Annotated in this window: 16 protein-coding genes; 3 read left to right on the top strand and 13 right to left on the bottom strand. The window is 54.0% G+C overall.

The features are described 5' to 3' along the window. The first annotated feature begins 49 nt into the window (after positions 1-49). The gene (gene selO / locus HV334_RS13750; protein ID WP_181220501.1) at positions 50-1,492 is read left to right on the top strand and encodes a protein adenylyltransferase SelO; all 1,443 of its coding nucleotides are present in this window, start codon (positions 50-52) and stop codon (positions 1,490-1,492) included. Here selO and HV334_RS13745 read toward each other — a convergent pair. The 8 genes from HV334_RS13745 to ppsR all read right to left on the bottom strand — a co-directional run bounded on the left by HV334_RS13745 (position 1,489) and on the right by ppsR (position 9,571). Next, a complete protein-coding gene (locus tag HV334_RS13745; RefSeq protein WP_181220500.1) occupies positions 1,489-2,268 on the bottom strand; it encodes a heme ABC transporter ATP-binding protein in 780 nt (259 codons plus the stop codon). The two genes, selO and HV334_RS13745, sit on opposite strands and share 4 nt — an antisense overlap. Beyond that, positions 2,261-3,253, bottom strand: coding sequence for an iron ABC transporter permease (locus tag HV334_RS13740; protein WP_032947022.1), 993 nt, complete (start codon positions 3,251-3,253; stop codon positions 2,261-2,263). Before HV334_RS13740 ends, HV334_RS13745 begins: the two co-directional genes overlap by 8 nt. Continuing rightward, positions 3,253-4,074, bottom strand: coding sequence for a hemin ABC transporter substrate-binding protein (locus HV334_RS13735; RefSeq protein WP_101700822.1), 822 nt, complete (start codon positions 4,072-4,074; stop codon positions 3,253-3,255). The genes HV334_RS13740 and HV334_RS13735 overlap by 1 nt, the downstream gene beginning before the upstream one ends. Continuing rightward, entirely contained in the window at positions 4,071-5,102 is a 1,032-nt protein-coding gene (chuS, locus tag HV334_RS13730; protein ID WP_131345459.1) for a hematinate-forming heme oxygenase ChuS, read from the bottom strand. The genes HV334_RS13735 and chuS overlap by 4 nt, the downstream gene beginning before the upstream one ends. Positions 5,103-5,149: 47 nt before the next feature. Then, positions 5,150-7,135, bottom strand: a complete 1,986-nt coding sequence (locus HV334_RS13725) for a TonB-dependent hemoglobin/transferrin/lactoferrin family receptor (RefSeq protein WP_047500312.1) — start codon at positions 7,133-7,135, stop codon at positions 5,150-5,152. Between the two features lie 74 nt (positions 7,136-7,209). Then, positions 7,210-7,386, bottom strand: a complete 177-nt coding sequence (hemP, locus tag HV334_RS25495; RefSeq protein WP_137367684.1) for a hemin uptake protein HemP — start codon at positions 7,384-7,386, stop codon at positions 7,210-7,212. Between the two features lie 178 nt (positions 7,387-7,564). After that, on the bottom strand, positions 7,565-8,611 hold the full coding sequence (gene aroH / locus HV334_RS13715; RefSeq protein WP_181220499.1) for a 3-deoxy-7-phosphoheptulonate synthase AroH: 1,047 nt from the start codon (positions 8,609-8,611) through the stop codon (positions 7,565-7,567). A 126-nt stretch (positions 8,612-8,737) separates the two neighbouring features. After that, a complete protein-coding gene (gene ppsR / locus HV334_RS13710) occupies positions 8,738-9,571 on the bottom strand; it encodes a posphoenolpyruvate synthetase regulatory kinase/phosphorylase PpsR (protein ID WP_016152884.1) in 834 nt (277 codons plus the stop codon). 328 nt (positions 9,572-9,899) lie between these two features. Here ppsR and ppsA point away from each other — a divergent pair, with 328 nt between their 5' ends. Beyond that, positions 9,900-12,278, top strand: coding sequence for a phosphoenolpyruvate synthase (ppsA, locus tag HV334_RS13705; RefSeq protein WP_019076667.1), 2,379 nt, complete (start codon positions 9,900-9,902; stop codon positions 12,276-12,278). A gap of 95 nt (positions 12,279-12,373) precedes the next feature. Here the strand turns inward: ppsA and fadK are convergent, their stop codons facing one another. The 5 genes from fadK to HV334_RS13680 form a co-directional block, all read right to left on the bottom strand. After that, positions 12,374-14,020, bottom strand: a complete 1,647-nt coding sequence (gene fadK / locus HV334_RS13700) for a medium-chain fatty-acid--CoA ligase (protein ID WP_181220498.1) — start codon at positions 14,018-14,020, stop codon at positions 12,374-12,376. 83 nt (positions 14,021-14,103) lie between these two features. Further along, positions 14,104-14,397, bottom strand: coding sequence for a ferredoxin (locus HV334_RS13695; RefSeq protein WP_016152887.1), 294 nt, complete (start codon positions 14,395-14,397; stop codon positions 14,104-14,106). Continuing rightward, positions 14,394-15,683 (bottom strand): FAD-dependent oxidoreductase, encoded by a 1,290-nt coding sequence (locus HV334_RS13690; protein ID WP_181220497.1) that lies wholly within the window; start codon positions 15,681-15,683, stop codon positions 14,394-14,396. The genes HV334_RS13695 and HV334_RS13690 overlap by 4 nt, the downstream gene beginning before the upstream one ends. 53 nt (positions 15,684-15,736) lie before the next feature. Further along, complete coding sequence (locus tag HV334_RS13685; RefSeq protein WP_016152889.1) at positions 15,737-16,672, bottom strand: electron transfer flavoprotein subunit alpha; 936 nt, start codon at positions 16,670-16,672, stop codon at positions 15,737-15,739. A gap of 21 nt (positions 16,673-16,693) precedes the next feature. After that, positions 16,694-17,458, bottom strand: coding sequence for an electron transfer flavoprotein (locus HV334_RS13680; protein ID WP_181220496.1), 765 nt, complete (start codon positions 17,456-17,458; stop codon positions 16,694-16,696). A gap of 505 nt (positions 17,459-17,963) precedes the next feature. Between HV334_RS13680 and HV334_RS13675 the strand changes: the two genes are divergently transcribed. Then, positions 17,964-18,854: an AraC family transcriptional regulator gene (locus tag HV334_RS13675; protein WP_016152891.1), complete on the top strand. Its 891-nt coding sequence runs from the start codon at positions 17,964-17,966 to the stop codon at positions 18,852-18,854. Positions 18,855-18,873: the final 19 nt, after the last annotated feature.

Below are 18,873 nucleotides of genomic sequence, written 5' to 3'. Positions count from 1 at the left end.
CTGGTGTTTAACAGGCTTTTAACCGTCTACACTAGAGACAGGAGGCCCTATGACCCTGTCTTTTACCACCCGCTGGCGTGATGAATTACCAGCAACCTATACAGCACTTTCACCCACTCCCCTGAAAAACGCGCGCCTGATCTGGCATAACGATGCGCTGGCGGAGCAATTAGCTATTCCAGAGACACTATTTGATATTCCAACCGGAGCCGGTGTTTGGGGCGGTGAATCGTTGCTTCCCGGGATGTCGCCTTTAGCGCAAGTTTATAGCGGACATCAATTTGGCGTCTGGGCGGGCCAGCTTGGCGATGGACGCGGGATCCTGTTGGGCGAACAACAGCTCGCTGACGGCTCAACGTGTGACTGGCACCTGAAAGGCGCCGGACTTACGCCTTATTCCCGTATGGGGGATGGTCGCGCCGTACTGCGCTCGACAATTCGCGAAAGCCTGGCCAGCGAAGCGATGCATTACCTGGGAATACCGACCACGCGGGCATTGTCGATTGTTACCAGCGACACGCCGGTGTATCGCGAAACGGTAGAATCAGGGGCGATGCTCATTCGCGTGGCGCAAAGCCATCTGCGCTTTGGCCATTTTGAGCATTTTTACTATCGCCGCGAGCCGGAAAAAGTGCGCCAGTTGGCTGACTTTGCGATTCGCTATTATTGGCCGCAATGGCAGGAAGAAGCCGATAAGTATCAGCTGTGGTTTAACGATGTTGTCACGCGTACTGCGACGTTAATCGCAGACTGGCAGGCGGTGGGATTTGCGCATGGTGTCATGAACACGGACAACATGTCGATTCTGGGACTGACGATGGATTACGGCCCATTCGGTTTCCTTGATGACTACGTGCCCGATTTTATCTGCAACCACTCAGACAACCAGGGGCGATACAGTTTCGATAATCAACCGGCCGCGGCGCTTTGGAACCTGCAACGTCTGGCGCAGACTCTGTCGCCATTTATCCCGGTCGAGGCGCTTAATGATGCGCTGGACAGTTATCAACTGGCGCTGTTAACTCGCTACGGTCAGCGGATGCGACAAAAGCTTGGCTTCTTTAGCGAGCAAAAAAACGATAACGAACTGCTTAGTGAACTGTTTAACCTGATGGCGCGGGAAAGAAGCGACTATACCCGAACGTTTCGCATGCTCAGTCAGACGGAGCAACACAGCGCGCAATCCCCGCTGCGCGATGAGTTTATCGACCGCGCAGCGTTTGACGACTGGTTCACGCGGTATCGCTCACGCCTGCAGCAAGACAACATTGCCGACGTAGTCAGACAAACGCAGATGAAGGCGGCTAATCCGGCGATGGTATTACGTAACTGGTTGGCGCAACGGGCGATTAATCAGGCAGAGCAGGGGGATTACGCTGAGCTGCATCGGTTACACGAAGCGTTGCGTACCCCATTTGTCGATCGTGATGATGACTATGTCAGCCGTCCACCTGACTGGGGCAAACGGCTGGAGGTGAGCTGTTCAAGCTAAGGGGCCAGAAACACCTGCGGGGATCCGTTGGCCGGATGCTGGCCAACGTGTACCTGCGCGCCATACCAGCGCTTCAGGTCATCGGCCTGTAACACGGCCTCTGGCGTTCCCTGCGACACCAGCCTGCCGTTGTGCAGCAACACTATTCTGTCTGCCCACAGTGCGGCGAGATTCAGATCGTGAAGCACAATGCACACATGCAGCTCTTGTGAAGCGGTAAGCGTCTTCAGCAAGCGCAACAGATGCTGCTGGTGGTAAAGATCCAGCGCAGAGGTCGGTTCATCAAGGAATAACCAGCCGCGAGGCGCGCCGTCGCACCAAAGTTGCGCCAATGCACGGGCTAACTGTACTCGCTGTTGCTCGCCGCCGGAAAGCGCGGCGTATTGCCGGCCCGCCAGCGGTGTACATCCGGTCATTTCCATCACCTGAGCGATAAGTCGAGGTTCCGACCGCGAGGTCCAGGGCGCACGCCCCATCGCGATGACGGCCTCTACCGGCCAGTCAAATCCCAGTTGCGTTTGCTGGCGCATCACCGCCCGATGCCGCGACAGTGTTTGGGTATGCCATTCATCCAGCGGTTTACCCGCCAGCACGCAGCGCCCTGTAGCCGGTTTCAGAAAACCGGTCAGCAGGCGCAGCAGGGTGGATTTCCCCGCACCATTTGGGCCGATGAGCGCCACCAGTTCACCTTTTTCGAGAGCAAGAGAGACGTCGTCAATCACCGCTCTGCCCGCGACGCGATAGTGAAGCCCTTCAGCGATGAAATGTTCAGCCATGCGGTCCTCGTTGACGAAAAATAAGCCATAAAAACCACGGTGCGCCCAGAAGACTGGTTAGCAAACCGACCGGCATTTCCGCAGGCGCAACCGCCGTACGGGCCAGCGTGTCGGCTATCAGCAATAAAAATGCGCCCGCCAGCACGGAACCTGGGATAACGGCCCGATGGTCTGAGCCGAGCCACATGCGCATCAGATGCGGGATAACCAGCCCGATGAAGCCTATTACGCCGCTTACCGCCACGGCTGCGGCAACCAGCAATGCGCTACAAAGTAGCAAAACACGCTGAACGGTACGCACATCTACGCCGAGGTAATGCGCCTCTTCCTCACCTAACTGCAGCAGGTTCAGCGCCGGTGCCAGACGCCAGATGATCAGCACCGTCGGTACAGTCAATGAAGTGACAGCCAGCAGCGTGGACCATTGCGCGGCCCCCAGACTGCCCATCCCCCATAGCGACAGCTGGCGCAGTTGCGCGTCATTACTGACCCACGACAGAACGCCAACCGCCGCCCCGCACAGCGCGTTGATGGCAATACCGACCAACAGCAGACGTGAGAGTGAAGCGTCGCGCTGTTGGCTAAGGATAAAAATAACCACCGTAGCTGCCAGCGCACCGAGAAAAGCGGCCAGCATGGGGGCGTACAGCATCAACAGCGCGGGCAAAGAGACCGGCAGCACTACCCACAGGGCGACGGCGCAGGCGGCACCGCTGCTTATCCCCAGTAATCCCGGATCGGCAAGCGGATTGCGAAACAGGCCCTGCATCACGCAGCCCGCGAGCGCCAGAGAACCGCCAATCACCAGCGCCAGCAGGACGCGGGGCAGGCGAATGGTGAGCCAGATTTGACGCAGTGCCTCATCGCCATCACGCCACAGCAAACTTACCGGCAGGCGCAACGCGCCAAAACCGGTAGCCATAATTGTCATCACGACCAACATGAGTGCGAGTGTCCACAAAGAACAACGGATACGTCGCGACATCAGGGCAATTGCTCAGCTTTAGCGCGAAGCTGCAAAATGGCCTGCGGGGTGCGTACGCTAAAGCCGAGCAGCGCCATATCGTCAACCTGCAATACCTGTTTATTTCGTCCGGCAGGCGTCTGCGCCAGGCCCGGCAGCGCCCACAGGTTATCTTCGCCACCCATCGCCTTAACGCCGTCCTGTGAAATCACCACCAGATCGGGCTGGCTGGCAATGACACCTTCCTGCGACAGCGGCTGATAGCGGTTAACACCCTGCATTGCGTTGCGCAAACCGGCGGCACGAATAGCCGCATCGGCTGCGGTTTGCTGGCCCGCTGCCATCGCGGTCATCCCGCCATGATTGAGAATAAACAACACTCGTTTGTTAAGTTCAGATGACGGCAACGCCGCCAGTTCCTGACGTAAGCGGGTGCGCAGCGTTTCGCCATCGGCCTCCCTATGGGTGGCTTCGGCGATGACGCGAATTTTTTCATCAATCACATTAAGCGCGTTGCTTGCCGGGATCGTCACAACCCTGACGTTGCTCTGTTCGAGCTGTTTTAGCGCCAGAGAGGGTTGCGCCTGCGCGCTGGCAAGGACCAGCGTAGGACGGGTGGCAAGGATCCCTTCGGCGTTGAGTTGGCGCAAATAACCGACATCAGGTAGGGCGTTTGCTGCTTCAGGCCACTGGCTGGTGCTGTCTCGCGCCACAAGGGAAGACTGTGCTCCCAGTGCGTATACAATCTCGGTGACATCGCCACCGAGAGCAACAACCCGTTCCCTGGACGCAGCCATCGCGACGATGGGCAGTAGCGCAATCAGGACCAGCAGTTTTTTCATGCGGCCAGCCCTTTCGGCGTCAGTGCGTCAATTTGCGCGCGCCATTGCGTCTGCTCCGGTTCGCCTTCCGTTCGTTGACCATACAACTGGGCGATTTGCGTGCCGTCGGCAGCAAACAGTTCCAGGCTGGTGACGTGGCCATCGGCGGTCGGTTTGCGCGTTACCCATGTTTCTGCCACGCTCTCTTCCAGCAGGTGTAAGGTAAATGTCGGGTTGAATATATTCAGCCAGCCTTTCATCGGCACCAGTTTTTCTATCACACCGGTGAAAATCTGTACGCAGCCACGATTACCCACAAAGACCATAATTTCATTGCCATCCTGGCGCGCGGTGTCGAGTAACTGCGCCAATGCGCTATTTGCGACTTTACAGGCCAGATCGTCGCCCACCAGGTTAAACGCCTGTTGGCGGGTGAGATCGTGGCGTTTCAGCAGACCGAAGAACTGGTGTACATCGGTCATGGCTCGCCACTCTTGATCCACGGTCTGCGCATCGACCGTGACGGTAGCTGGAGTAGAAGGGGGGGCGGGTTGCAGCGCCAGAGGCGGGTTTTCAGCGAAGATGAAACGGGTCAGCAACGCAGCCCATTCCTCAATGAGGGTATTCTGTGTGGCATAGACCTTCAGCAGCGCATCCCCCTGATGGTCAAAGAACTGAATGCTCTGACGCTCACCGTGGGCGGTTGTTTCGCTGATATGGAACACGCTTGCCCACTGATTGAGGAACAGGCGCAGGTCGAGGGCGCGCGGATTGAGTACCAGTCCGGCATGACCGTTCAGGTGCTGATTGGTAAACGCACCAACCTGCTCATGCACCGCATATTCGTTGCGGCATATACATTTGGTTTCGCCGACGGCTTCCAGTGCGCCGAGGATTTCACGCACTTCGCCCCGTAAGCGCCAGGCGTCATGACCAACGCGCGCGAAGGTCAGTTCGGCTTCGCTAATATTCATCAATCCCGCAATATCACGTGCGTATTTGCCAGGATTTTCTTTCTTCAGTTCCAGCCAGCGTGTGTAATGATTCATTGTCTCTTCCTTCCAGATTGCTGCCCCGGCGAACCGGGGAAAAGTGATTACCACTGATAACTCACGAAAATTTTGCCATTACGACCATCCTGCGGAATGCCCTGCGGCGACCAGTACTCTTTGTCGAAGGCGTTGCCCAGTACCAGCGTGGTGGTCATGCCTTTCAGCGCTTGTTGGCCCTGATAGCTCACGTAGAAATCGTTTACCGCATAACCGGGCTGTTTCGTGTAGCTGCTGCTGATATGCGTTGAACGGTCAGCAAAGGTACCTATCCAGCCAACGGAGAAACCGCTGTGCGCAACCGGCACGTTCAGTTTGCTGGTGACGGTATCCGGGTTAATGCTGGAAATGTATTCGCCGGTGTCTGTATCTTTGCCGCGCGTACGGTTATAGGCCATGTCGAGGCTGAACAGATCGGCGGAATATTTCGCCATCACGTCCCAGCCCCAGATTTTGGCGTTGGGGACGTTATAGGACATGGTTGTCGCGGCGGCAAAGTCGACGCTGGTGGAGATGTAATCTTTCGCTTTGGTGTCGAAATAGCTGGCTTTAAATTCGAGCGCATCGCTCGCCATCAACAGATCGTCAAAGCGCAGGCCAAATCCGTATTCCTGGGTTTCGTTGGTTTCAGGGCGTAGGTTAGGGTTCGGCACCCAGTAGTTGGTGTAAAAACGGCCAATCGAGAAGTGTTTCGCATCGTTATACATCTCGCCCATGGTCGGCGCACGGAAGGCCTGAGCGTATGAACCGAACAGCATCAGCCAGTCGGTTGGCGCAACGGTGAGCCCGGCGCGGGACGACCATTTATCGGCATCGACATCTTCATAGCCGTCGCTGCTGCCGCGATAAGAGTCATAACGGGTACCGCCCAGCAGCGTAACCGGCAGGTCGCGCAGGGTGATTTCATCTTGTAACCAACCGGAGCTGAAATCGATTTTTGCCTCCGGGAAACCGGTGGTTGCGCCGCCTGGCTGTTGTTCCTGACGATAGTATTCCCCGCCGTAGGTCAGCAAATGAGATGCAAAAGAGTCGGTAAACAGGCGGCTGCGGTTGTCGATTTTGCCGCCTTTGGTGGTTTGTTTGCGAAACTCGCCGGTGTTATCCGTGTTTTGCGCATTAATGCGTGCTTCGGACCAGTAGACGCGGGCATCCGCGTTCAACCAGTCATTGTCGGCTGGAGCAATCGAGTAGGTCAGTTGCGCGTCGCGCTGGATGGTTGAGCGATCGGTCATCGGGTTGCTGGTGGCATCCGCCGCGCTGGTTTGCGGGTTTTTAGGTTCACGGGCGTCATTGTTGTAGTAACGCAGCGAGCCGGCCAGCGTCTGGGCGCTGTCAATTTTCCAGCTGCCTTTCGCCAGCATATTGTTAATCGCTTCGTCGTTTGGTGCCGTGGTACCGTTGCTCTGGCGCAAATCACCGCGATCGCGACTGGACCAGGCAAGCAGTCCGTCCAGCGTATCGCTGCGACCAAACGCGCTGGCGCCCATACCGAGGCTGTGATCGCCAGTTGCCGCGGTACCGAACACGCGATAACCGCTGTTTTGTCCGGCTTCCAGCAGATCTTTGGCATCCGCAGTGTCATAGGCGATCACACCACCTAACGCGCCGCTACCGTACAGCAGTGCAGAAGGGCCACGGACGACCTCGATGCGTTTGATCAGCGCCGGATCGAGGAAGGTACTGTTCAGGTGTCCGGTGTCGGTTCCCTGACGAACGCCATCAACCAGCACCAGAACGCCACGTCGATCGTAGCCGCGCAGATTCACGTCCTGGCCGTTAGTGCGACCGGTGCCGTCAAGGGTCAGGCCCGGAACCGTACGCAACAGGTCGGCTGCTGAGCTGGCGGTCTGGTTTTCCGGCGCGGTGGCATCAATCACGCTGACCATCATCGGTGCTTCAAAAGCACTACGGGCATTGCCGGTAGCGGTGACGGTCATATCTTCTACCGCCGCATACGCGACGGCGGGCAGGTTACTGATAATCGCCAGCGCCAAGAGCGAAGGGCGCAGGGATGCAGTGTGCAGGTGTGGCATAGCAACTCTCCATTAGGAAATCGAAAAGCGCTGGCTGCCTGGGTACTACCTGGGTGGCTGGCGAAAAGTGGTGTTTATTTGGTCAGAATGAGTTTTCCGGCTTGTGTCTGGCGCAGCAGATAGAGCTGACCATCGTGTTCTATGATCACGCGCCCCTCTTTGCCCAGCAGACTTTTACTGTCAATTCGGCGCTCGTTTGGCGCGACGGCAGGCGGTGTTTTTTCTTTTGCGGGCGTTGTTGTGTTATCCATACGTGAATAGTGTTTAAAAATAACAATCAATTTAACAATGATAATCATTATCATCAAACTGCAAAATTGCGGCAAGCCTTTTTGTGAAATAATTGTGACGAGAATAGATTTTGTACAATAAGGAGGGGGAAAACAAAGGATTAGCACCGGGCAACGTGATGTTACCCGGCGAACAGCATTAAAAACGGCTATCAACCGCAGAGGCGAGTTTTTCAACCAGCAGTTCAGTATCTTCCCAGTTCAGGCACGGGTCGGTAATGGACTGGCCGTAAACCAGCGGCTGGCCGCTAACGATTTTTTGCGTACCTTCACGCAGGAAACTCTCCGCCATAATCCCGGCAATCGCCGTCGAACCATTGCGAATTTGCTGGCACACATCATCACAAACGTCCAACTGACGACGATGCTGCTTCTGGCAATTGCCATGGCTAAAATCGACCACCAGATGTTCAGGCAGGGAAAATTCGTGCAGGGTATCGCAGGCGGCGGCAATATCTTCAGCATAATAATTCGGCTTTTTACCGCCGCGCATGATGATATGCCCGTAAGGATTACCGCTGGTCTGATAAATGGTCATCTGGCCGGTTTTATCCGGAGAGAGGAACATATGGCTGGCACGGGAGGCGCGAATCGCATCGACGGCAATACGCGTATTGCCATCCGTACCGTTTTTAAAGCCGACCGGGCAGGAAAGCGCAGAGGCCATTTCACGGTGGATCTGGCTTTCGGTGGTGCGTGCGCCAATGGCTCCCCAACTGATTAAATCGGCAATAAACTGACCGGTCACCATGTCGAGGAATTCTGTTGCCGTGGGTAGGCCCAGTTCATTGACCTGCAACAGCAGTTTGCGCGCCAGTTCAATGCCGTGGTTCACGCGGTAGCTGCCGTTTAAATCTGGGTCGGAAATTAAGCCTTTCCAGCCCACTACGGTGCGCGGTTTTTCAAAATAAGTGCGCATCACGATTTCCAGACGCGCCTGATGTTTTTCGCGCAGCGCCTGTAAACGCGTCGCGTATTCCATGGCGGCATCAAGATCGTGAATCGAGCAGGGACCTACGATCACCAGTAAACGAGCGTCTTCACCATTTAATATTTTTTCTATCCGGCGTCGGGAGTCCGTAACATGACGGGCGACGGAGGACGAAACAGGATGCCGTTGCGCAAGCTCTGCTGGAGTGACCAGGTTGTCAATACGCGCAGTACGGAGTTCATCGGTTCTGTTCATTACTTGTCTCAGAAATTTGTTGCTTCAACGGCAGGACTACCGGGAAGTGATGTATATCACAATATCATACTCATCCTGCCTGGTGGCGAGCATAATAACAAAAAATCGAACCAATGTACTAGCATTCTAGTACATGCGGCGATTCAGCCCCATGATGTCGAGGATCTTGGTAGCAATCTCTTCTACCGAATAATTGGTACTGTTCAGCCATGGAATCTGGTTTTTCCGGTATAGCGCTTCCACCTCAGCAACCTCCATCCGGCACTGGCGCATCGAGGCGTAGCGGCTGTTTTCCCGGCGCTCTTCGCGGATGGCTGCCAGGCGCTCAGGGTCGATGGTCAGGCCGAACAATTTATGCTGTAACGGCTTCAGGGACGCTGGCAGCACCAGATTATCCATATCATCGGCAATAAAGGGGTAGTTGGCCGCGCGAATGCCAAACTGCATGGCCAGATACAAACTGGTCGGGGTTTTACCGCAACGGGAAACGCCAAGCAGGATCACCTGCGCCTGATCGAGGTTGCGCAACGAAATACCGTCGTCATGGGCGAGGGTGTAATCAATGGCGGCAATGCGCGCGTCGTACTTGTTAAGGTTGCCGGGGTTCAGGCCGTGGGTACGATGGGCGATCGGCGTAGGATCGAGCTTCATCTCTTGCTGCAGTGGGGCAACCAACGCCTGCACGATATCCTGACAAAATCCTTCGCTTTGCAAAATGATCGAGCGAATTTCCGGCAAAACGATAGAGTAAAACACCAAAGGGCGCACGCCAGTTTGTTGATAGATCGCGTCAATCTGGTCTTTAACCGCTCGCGCACGACTCTCATTTTCCACAAACGGCAGCGTAATGCTGCTGATCGTAACCGGAAATTGCGACATTACCGCGTGGCCCAATACCTCGGCGGTGATGGCCGTACCATCAGAAATATAAAATACGTGACGATCAACAGCATTATCCATTTTGCTCATCCTGGGGCTGACATAATTCTCTGAAAGCATAAATTAAAATTCGCCAGAAGCGAATATTGCTGCATCTATTTTGTAAAATGAAACGGTATTTTTATATTTACTGAAAAGTACATTTCATTTTTCGGAACAAATGTTTATACCGGTAGTTTTTGTGGTGATCCCCTGTGGCTCGCGGGTTTGCGCAAATGCGGAAACAATCTGAAAAAATAAAAAATAAAGTTGCTTGAACGATTCACCGTTTTTTTCGCTGAAGTAAATATGCAAAGATAATTACGCAAAATTGAGTTTCCTAACCTCGTTCATATATAAGGATTGTTCGATGTCCAACAATGGCTCGTCACCGCTGGTGCTTTGGTATAACCAACTCGGCATGAATGATGTAGACAGAGTTGGGGGCAAAAATGCCTCCCTGGGTGAAATGATTACTAACCTTTCCGGTATGGGTGTTTCCGTACCGAATGGTTTTGCAACGACCGCCGATGCGTTTAACCAGTTTCTGGACCAGAGCGGTGTAAACCAGCGCATTTATGAGCTGCTGGATAAAACGGATATTGACGATGTCACCGAGCTTGCGAAAGCCGGCGCACAGATCCGCCAGTGGATTATCGACACTCCTTTCCAGCCGGAGCTGGAAAATGCCGTCCGCGATGCCTACGCGCAGCTGTCAGCAGACGATGCCCATGCCTCTTTTGCCGTGCGCTCTTCCGCCACCGCAGAAGATATGCCAGATGCGTCATTTGCTGGTCAGCAGGAAACCTTCCTCAACGTCCAGGGATTTGATGCCGTACTGGTTGCTATCAAACACGTCTTTGCCTCGCTGTTTAACGACCGAGCAATCTCTTATCGCGTTCACCAGGGTTATGACCATCGTGGCGTGGCGCTCTCTGCTGGCGTTCAGCGGATGGTGCGCTCAGACCTCGCGTCTTCCGGCGTAATGTTCTCCATCGATACCGAATCCGGTTTCGATCAGGTGGTGTTCATCACTTCCGCATGGGGCCTGGGCGAGATGGTAGTGCAGGGTGCCGTTAACCCGGATGAATTCTACGTGCACAAACCGACTCTGGCGGCAAACCGTCCGGCGATCGTCCGTCGCACAATGGGTTCGAAAAAAATCCGTATGGTCTACGCGCCAACCCAGGAACATGGCAAGCAGGTGACGATTGAAGATGTACCGCAGGAGCAGCGCGACATTTTCTCCCTGACCAACGAAGAAGTGCAGGAGCTGGCGAAGCAGGCGGTACAGATCGAGAAGCACTACGGTCGTCCGATGGACATCGAATGGGCGAAAGACGGTCATACCGGCAAGCTGTTCATTGTGCAGGCGCGTCCGGAAACCGTGCGCTCGCGCGGCCAGGTGATGGAGCGTTATACGCTGCATGCTCAGGGTAAAATTATTGCTGAAGGTCGTGCTATCGGTCACCGCATTGGCGCGGGTCCGGTCAAAGTCATTCAGGACATCAGCGAAATGAACCGTATCGAACCTGGCGACGTCCTGGTTACCGACATGACCGACCCGGACTGGGAACCGATCATGAAGAAAGCGGCGGCGATTGTCACCAACCGTGGCGGTCGTACCTGCCACGCGGCGATCATTGCCCGTGAACTGGGGATCCCGGCCGTGGTTGGCTGTGGTGATGCCACCGAGCGTATGAAGGACGGTGAGAAAGTCACTGTCTCCTGTGCCGAGGGCGATACCGGTTATGTTTATGCTGAGATGCTCGACTTCAGCGTGAAGAGTTCCAGCGTGGAAACCATGCCGGATCTGCCGTTGAAGGTGATGATGAACGTGGGTAACCCGGACCGGGCTTTCGACTTCGCCTGTCTGCCAAACGAAGGTGTCGGCCTGGCGCGTCTGGAATTTATCATCAACCGCATGATTGGCGTACACCCGCGTGCGTTGCTGGAGTTCGATGACCAGACGCCTGAGCTGCAAAACGAAATCCGCGGCATGATGAAAGGTTTTGATTCCCCGCGTGAATTCTACGTTGGTCGTCTGACGGAAGGGATTGCCACGCTGGGTGCAGCGTTCTATCCAAAACGCGTTATCGTGCGTATGTCAGACTTTAAGTCCAACGAATATGCCAACCTCGTCGGCGGTGAGCGTTATGAGCCGCATGAAGAGAACCCGATGCTGGGCTTCCGCGGGGCGGGCCGTTACATTGCTGATAGCTTCCGCGACTGTTTCGCGCTGGAATGTGACGCAGTGAAACGTGTCCGTAACGATATGGGCCTGACTAACGTTGAAGTGATGGTCCCGTTTGTACGTACCGTTGCCCAGGCGAAAGCGGTAGTGGAAGAGCTGGCGCGTCAGGGGCTGAAACGCGGTGAGAACGGACTGAAGATCATCATGATGTGCGAGATCCCGTCCAACGCCTTGCTGGCCGAGCAGTTCCTTGAGTACTTTGACGGCTTCTCCATCGGTTCAAACGACATGACGCAGCTGGCGCTGGGACTGGACCGTGACTCTGGTGTGGTATCTGAACTGTTTGATGAGCGTAACGACGCGGTGAAAGCGCTGCTGTCGATGGCGATTCGTGCAGCCAAGAAGCAGGGCAAATACGTGGGTATTTGCGGTCAGGGTCCATCCGATCACGAAGACTTCGCCGCCTGGCTGATGGAAGAGGGGATCGACAGTCTGTCGCTGAACCCGGACACCGTCGTGCAGACCTGGCTGAGCCTGGCTGAACTGAAGAAGTAACATCATGCCGGATGGTGGCGTAAATGCCTTATCCGGCCTACGGTTAGTATGCAACGTAGGCCGGATTAGAGGTGTTAGCATCGCCATCCGGTACTTTACCCTTCAACGCTTTCCACACTCTCCACGCTTAAACGCTGAATGATATCCTGACGCAGCTGGTATTTTTGTACCTTGCCTGACGCCGTGCGCGGTAACGTTTCGACAATGACGATGTGTTCCGGATATTTATACTTTGCCACCCGTTTGCGGCTAAAAAAGGCCACCACTGATTCCAGCGACAGCGAATGATGCGGCGGTTTCAGTACCACATAAGCGCACGACCTTTCACCTAGCCGATCGTCTGGCATCGCGACAACGCAGGCATCATGAATGCGCGGATGCTGTAATAAAATATCCTCCACTTCGCGGCTGCTGATGTTTTCCCCACCGCGCACAATAATATCTTTTTTACGCCCAGTTATTTTGATGTATCCCGCTTCGTCCATGCGGCATAAGTCGCCACTGTAATACCAGCCATCTTTATCCAGCGCGCGGGCGGTTAGTTCAGGCTCATCGAGGTAGCCCATAAAAACATTGGGACCACGCGAGGCCTCTTCACCTTCGATCCCTGCAGGCAACGTATTGCGCTCTTCATCGACGACTTTAATTTCAACGCCTGCGGCGGCATATCCATCGGTGTTCATCATGCGTGAAAGTGAATCGTCGAGATTGACCAGCGCATGCGGCGAGCTCTCCGTCGAACCATAGATGCTTAACAATTTAATGCCGCGCTGTTGGCAGTCACGGGCAATCTTTTGCGGAATAGTGGTGCCACCGCATAAGAAAAAACGTAGTGATGTGAGATCACAGGGCCGTTTTTCCAGGCTACACAACATGTCGTAGACGAAGGGGGTTGCACCGAGCACGCAGGTACAGCGTTGTTGCTCGAGCAGTTCAAGACAGGCGGTTGGGGTGAATATATCCAACAATACGCTGCGTGCGCCGATTAAAAACGGCGCGGTAACGCCATGCAAAAAACCGGTAGCGTGTCCCAGTGGGGCGGGCATCAAAAACACATCCTGCCAGGTGAGATTGAGTCGGGCACAGTAGGCGCGTTCGCTGGCAAGGATATTGTTGTGGGTTAACATTACGCCTTTCGGCATTCCCTCGGTCCCGGAGGTAAACAGCACGGCAGTCAGTTCATCGGCGTGAACGTTAATAACCTGGGTTAATGGCGGAGCCTGAAGCAGTTGGCTGAACGCCAGCGAGGCGGTGGCCGGTGCCAGTTTATCTACGGCGACAATCTGTTGCAGATGCGGCAACTGGTTTTGCAAGGGGAGGATCAGATCAACCGGTCGGGTCTGTTTAAACAACGTCGGTGCGAAAAAAATCTTCGCTTTGCATTTGTTCAGTACCCACACCAGTTCCGCTTCGCGCCAGGCAGGCAGCAGTGGTACGGAAACGGCTCCGGTTTTCAGGCAGGCCAGATAGATAATGGTGAACTCGCACCAGCCAGGCAACTGAAAGGCAATGCGATCGCCGGGTTGGATCCCGCAGGCTACAAACCAGGTTGCCAGACTGCTGGCAGCATCGTCGAGTGCAGCGTAGGTATATGAAGCGCCATGATTATCAACCACGGCGATTTTATCCGGCATGGCTCTGGCGGTTTGGTGCCAGTAATCGCCAAGCGAAGCATCTCCCCATAAACCCAGTTGTCGCCAGGCCTGGCGACGTTCGGCGTTAAACGTAAGTGTGATACTCATGAAGTTATTCCCAGGATTATTTCGGCATACATCTGACCGGATGGCCAGGCGGGGCCAATCCGGCGTAAAACATGCAAAATCCGTTAGCCGTAGCGGAAATCAACGCCAAATGTTCCGAGCGGGTATTCCCATTGTGTGAGGATCGTGTCACCGCACAGCACCCGGCAGGTGCCGCACTCCAGGCAGCCTGCGGAATCAAAATGAATATTTCCACTCTCATCCTGTTTATACAGTCCGGCGGGGCAGGCTTTCAGCAACTTGCGAAATTCATTAAGGTCGGGATGTTCAGCCAGAATGATGTGCGGGTGGCCTTCATCAACATTAAATTTATTGACGCCCAGTTTGACGTCGACGTTAACGTTAGTGTCCTGATTCATAGTGCGGTGGCCCCCTTGATGCCGTCTTTCAGTAAGTTTATCAGCCCAATTTGCCTGGCATGGGACATGATCATCTTGCGAACGGGCTGATTTGGGCTTCCGTCGACGGTAAACATATCGTTCATGATATCGGCCACCATGCGGGGATACTGGGTGAACAGGCGCGGGTTTTCCATCAGCGCCGGGATCTTGCGAAAATGCTGTAAATCACGCATCACACAGCCCTGTTCGAGGGCGCGTTTGTAATCCATCAGGCTACTGGCCGAGTAATCCTGGCGTTCTTTTGCTGCAATGGCTGTTTGGGCGGCGGCTTCTGCGGAAGCTATCGCCAAATCCATGCCGCGCACGGTATAACCCAGATTCAGACAGAAACCAGCGGCATCGCCGACGATCATTACCCCGTCATCAACCAGCTTCGGAACCATTGCCAGACCGCCTTCCGGTACCATATGTGCGGAATACTCCAGCAGTTCACCGCCGGCAATCAGCGGACGAATAGTCGGGTGTCGCTTAAAGTCTTCCAGCATTTGCGGAATGCTTTTCGTGGCATGGGCAATATCCCCCAGACCACACACCAGGCCCAGAGAGATGGAATCCTGGTTGGTATACAGAAATCCGCCTCCCATCAGTCCATCAGACGGTGAGCCTGCGAACAGCCAGGCTGCACCTTCGTTGCCTGACAGATTGAACCGATCCGCAATCACCGCCGACGGTAAGCCGATCAGCTCTTTTACGCCAACGGCATAGTGCTGTGCAGAAGAGGGGGGAACCATTCCCAGCGACCGTCCCAGCATAGAATTAACGCCATCGGCTAGGATGACAATATTGGCTTCAAGGATATCGTCCCCGGCTTGCACTCCGGTGACCTTATTGCCTTCGCGAATTAGCGCGTCGACGCGCACGCCGGGGATGAACTGCACGCCAGCCTGTTCCGCTTTTTCCATTAGCCATGGGTCAAGCCGGTTGCGCAAAACGGTATAAGAGTCCTGCGCTGGCGCGTTGTCTTTTTCACGATGGAAGTCGAGGGTAACGGCGCTCTCTTCGGTCAGGAAGGAGATTTTTTCGCGGGTGACTTTACGTTCGAGAGGCGCTTCCTGCGCGAATCCGGGCATGATGCGCTCAAGGCTGTGCGCGTAGAGTCTCCCGCCGGTCATATTTTTACTGCCCGCACTGTTGCCGCGCTCGATGACCAGTACGTCCAGTCCGGCCCGGGCCATAACGTAACCTGCCATTGTACCCGCTACACCAGCACCGACCACAATGGCATCAAATTTTTCATCTGACATGCTTTATGCTCCTTTCCCGCCGCGAGGGCAGCGGGAGATGTGCGTTAACGGGATTAGCGGCTGAGATGGTCGATAAGGGCCGGAACCACTTTGTAGATGTCGCCCACCAGACCGTAATCGGCGTAATTGAAAATAGGGGCTTTTTTATCTTTGTTGATGGCGACAATGACTTTCGCGCCATTACCGCCGACCATATGCTGAATTTGTCCTGAGATGCCCAGCGTGAGATACAGGTCTGATTTCAATAACACGCCAGAAACGCCAATGTAGCGTTCGCGTTCCATCCAGTTTTCGCCTTCGGCAATCGGTCGTGAACAACCCACTTCAGCACCCAGCACCGATGCCAGTTGGCGCACCATTTCCAGATCGTTTTGCGCCACCAGACCGCGACCCACACCCACCACGCGCTTGGCTTTGCTGAGATCCACGCTGCTCACGGATTTGGCACGACGCTCCAGGCACATCACTTCATGGTGCGGCGCGATGTACGTTGCTGAGACAACCGGGCAGTTGTGCGAGGCATTTTCCGCGACCGGTTCAAGCTGGCCTGGAGCAAGTGTGATAATCGCCAGCGTACTTTTGATTTTTTCTTTGCCAAATGCCAGACCACCATACATCCGGTGTTCGGCGAACAAAATGCCTGCATCCAGCGTTACCGATGTGGCGTCGTTCACCATCGCTGCGTTGAGCTGAATGCTTAAGCGTGCGCCAAGGGATTTGGCTCGTTTAGTCGCGGACATCAGCAGCAGCCCGGCGTGTTCCTGCATCAGGGCGGCGATGGTCTCAGCGTAATTTTCAACACGCTGTAAACCGGAGGTTGCGTCGAGCACGACTATCTTATCGGCGCCCAGGGCTTGCAACTGATTGGCCTGGTCGCTGCCTTGTACGATAAGGTGTACCTGCTCACCCCACAGGCGAGCGCCGGCCATTAATTCTGCATAGCGTTCTACGTTATCGCTGAACACCCAGACGTTGGCTAATTTACTCATGATGATTTCTCTCCGTTGGGCTTAGTTCAGGGCTTTTTTCAGGTGTTCAGCCAGTTCGGCAATGGCTTCTGCCGAGTCATTTTCCAGAATGATGTGCTGACGTTCGGTTTGCGGCGGCACGGTAAGACTCACCAGCTCCGCTAACGGTGAAGCAGGTATCCAACCAATATCGCTGGCTTGCCACGGGGTGACCGGTTTTTTACCCGCGCCCAGAATCGCCTTCATCGAGGGAATACGCGGTGTGTTGATATCCGACGTCACGCACAGTACGGCGGGGAGCGGCAGATCAATTACTTCGACTTCATCTTCAAGTGTGCGCTCAACCACAAGGCGATCGCCGTTACGTTGGATGCTGCTGACGGCATTAATCACCGGGAGCTGTAATAGTTCCCCAACCAGTAAGCCGACCTGCTGCGCGTAGATATCCCCCGATCCTTCACCGAACAGCATCAGGTCGAAATCCATATTGTTGGCCGCACAGGCCAGCGCCTGAGCGGTATCCCGGGGTAATGAATGCTCCAGTTGTGGATCCTGCATCATATACAAACTGTCCGGCCCGCGGGACAGCACGTCTTTACGCACTTTGGAGTTTTGTAGTAGCGACCCGCCCACCGTTAAGGCGACGATTTCATCACCCTCCGCGCTAAGTTGCGCTGCGGCCTCTATCGCATTTAAGTCAAACTGGTTGATTTTGGCATCGGCCCGGTCAAAGTTAAGCGAGCGCTGTGGGGTAACAACAATGTCCTGTTCTTCAGGCACCAACTTAAAGCAGGTTATTATTTTCATGGCATCTCCAGTGATTCTCGTGTGGATGATGACGTGGTGCGTCATTATCGACAGTAGGGAAAATTGACTGAAAATAGTGTGCGACAGAGGGAGGGCTGTTTTCGACGGGGAAATCTGTTTTCATTGCCAACAATCTTGCAAAAAAAACGTCCCGGGAATGCCTGGTTTATCAGCAATAATCAGACGGTGCGTACCAGAGGAAAAAACGGGAACACAAAGACAGTGAAAATAATTGCGAAATGCGTCATGTTTTTAATCGCCTCTGCGCTGAATTTGTTTCTTATATGTAAATTATTAATGCAGACTTAATAACATTTATTCTTTTTGATTATTATTAAACGCAAATAATCAATTGCAGCAATGTACCAAAGCAAAAGGTGTCATCTTGCAGACGGCGCAAATAATTTTGTTTCGCCGGGAAGGAATAACGTTGTATAACGTCATTATCATTTTTATTTTCTGATATTAATAATCCCAAAATTGCTGCCTTTAGGTGGAGGTTGTCATGTATCAACGCTGCTTTGATAATGCCGTGGAGACCCTTTTTGAACAGGGAAAAACCCCGAGATTCTCGCGATTCGTCATCAGTGATGACCCTAACTGGGAGTCGGGTCATCACGTTCACGATAATGAAACAGAGCTTATTTATGTCAAAAAAGGGGTCGCAAGATTAATTATCGATTCGTCGCTGTATGTCGCGCATGCCGGGGATATCGTGGTGATAGAGCAAGGGCGACTTCATGCGGTTGCTTCGGATAGTAGCGCACCTGCAACGACTTACACCTGCGCGCTCTACGGTTTTCGTTTCAACGGCTGGCAGGATAATCAGCTATTGCAGATGCACTCGTGTCCGGTGATTAGCGTTACTCAGGGGAAGGAGGTTATTAAGAGTATCTTTAATGAGTTGGGGGTTATGCTCCCCCAGAGCAAAAATAACCTGACATCTTCAGCCTACGACGCTTTTGCTTATGCTCTAACCGTTTTATTTTACGAAAACTTTAAAAATGCCTATCGTTCTGAGCAAGGTTATATTAAAAAAGATGTCTTAATTAAAGATGTGCTGGTTTATTTAAATAATAACTTCCGTGAAAAAATTACTCTCGATCAGTTATCCAAAAAATTCCGGGCCAGCGTGAGTTATATCTGCCATGAATTTACTAAGGAGTATCGAATTTCGCCGATCAATTATGTGATTCAGCGACGAATGACCGAGGCGAAATTTGCCCTGACGAATACGGAAGCTTCGTTAGCGGAAATCTCCTGGCGGGTAGGGTATGAAAATGTCGATCACTTTGCCAAACTCTTTCAGCGGCATGTGGGTTGTACCCCCAGTGATTATCGCAAGCAGTTTAAAAATAATCTTGTTGAGCAGGAATGTTTGATGCCAGAGGTCTGATTATCCTGGCTCGTGCCGG

The organism is Citrobacter sp. RHBSTW-00944, from assembly GCF_013615435.1.
Classification (GTDB): Bacteria; Pseudomonadota; Gammaproteobacteria; order Enterobacterales; family Enterobacteriaceae; genus Citrobacter; species Citrobacter braakii.
The sequence above is the reverse complement of the archived record's forward strand: the minus strand, read 5'-3'. Positions and strand labels throughout refer to the sequence as shown.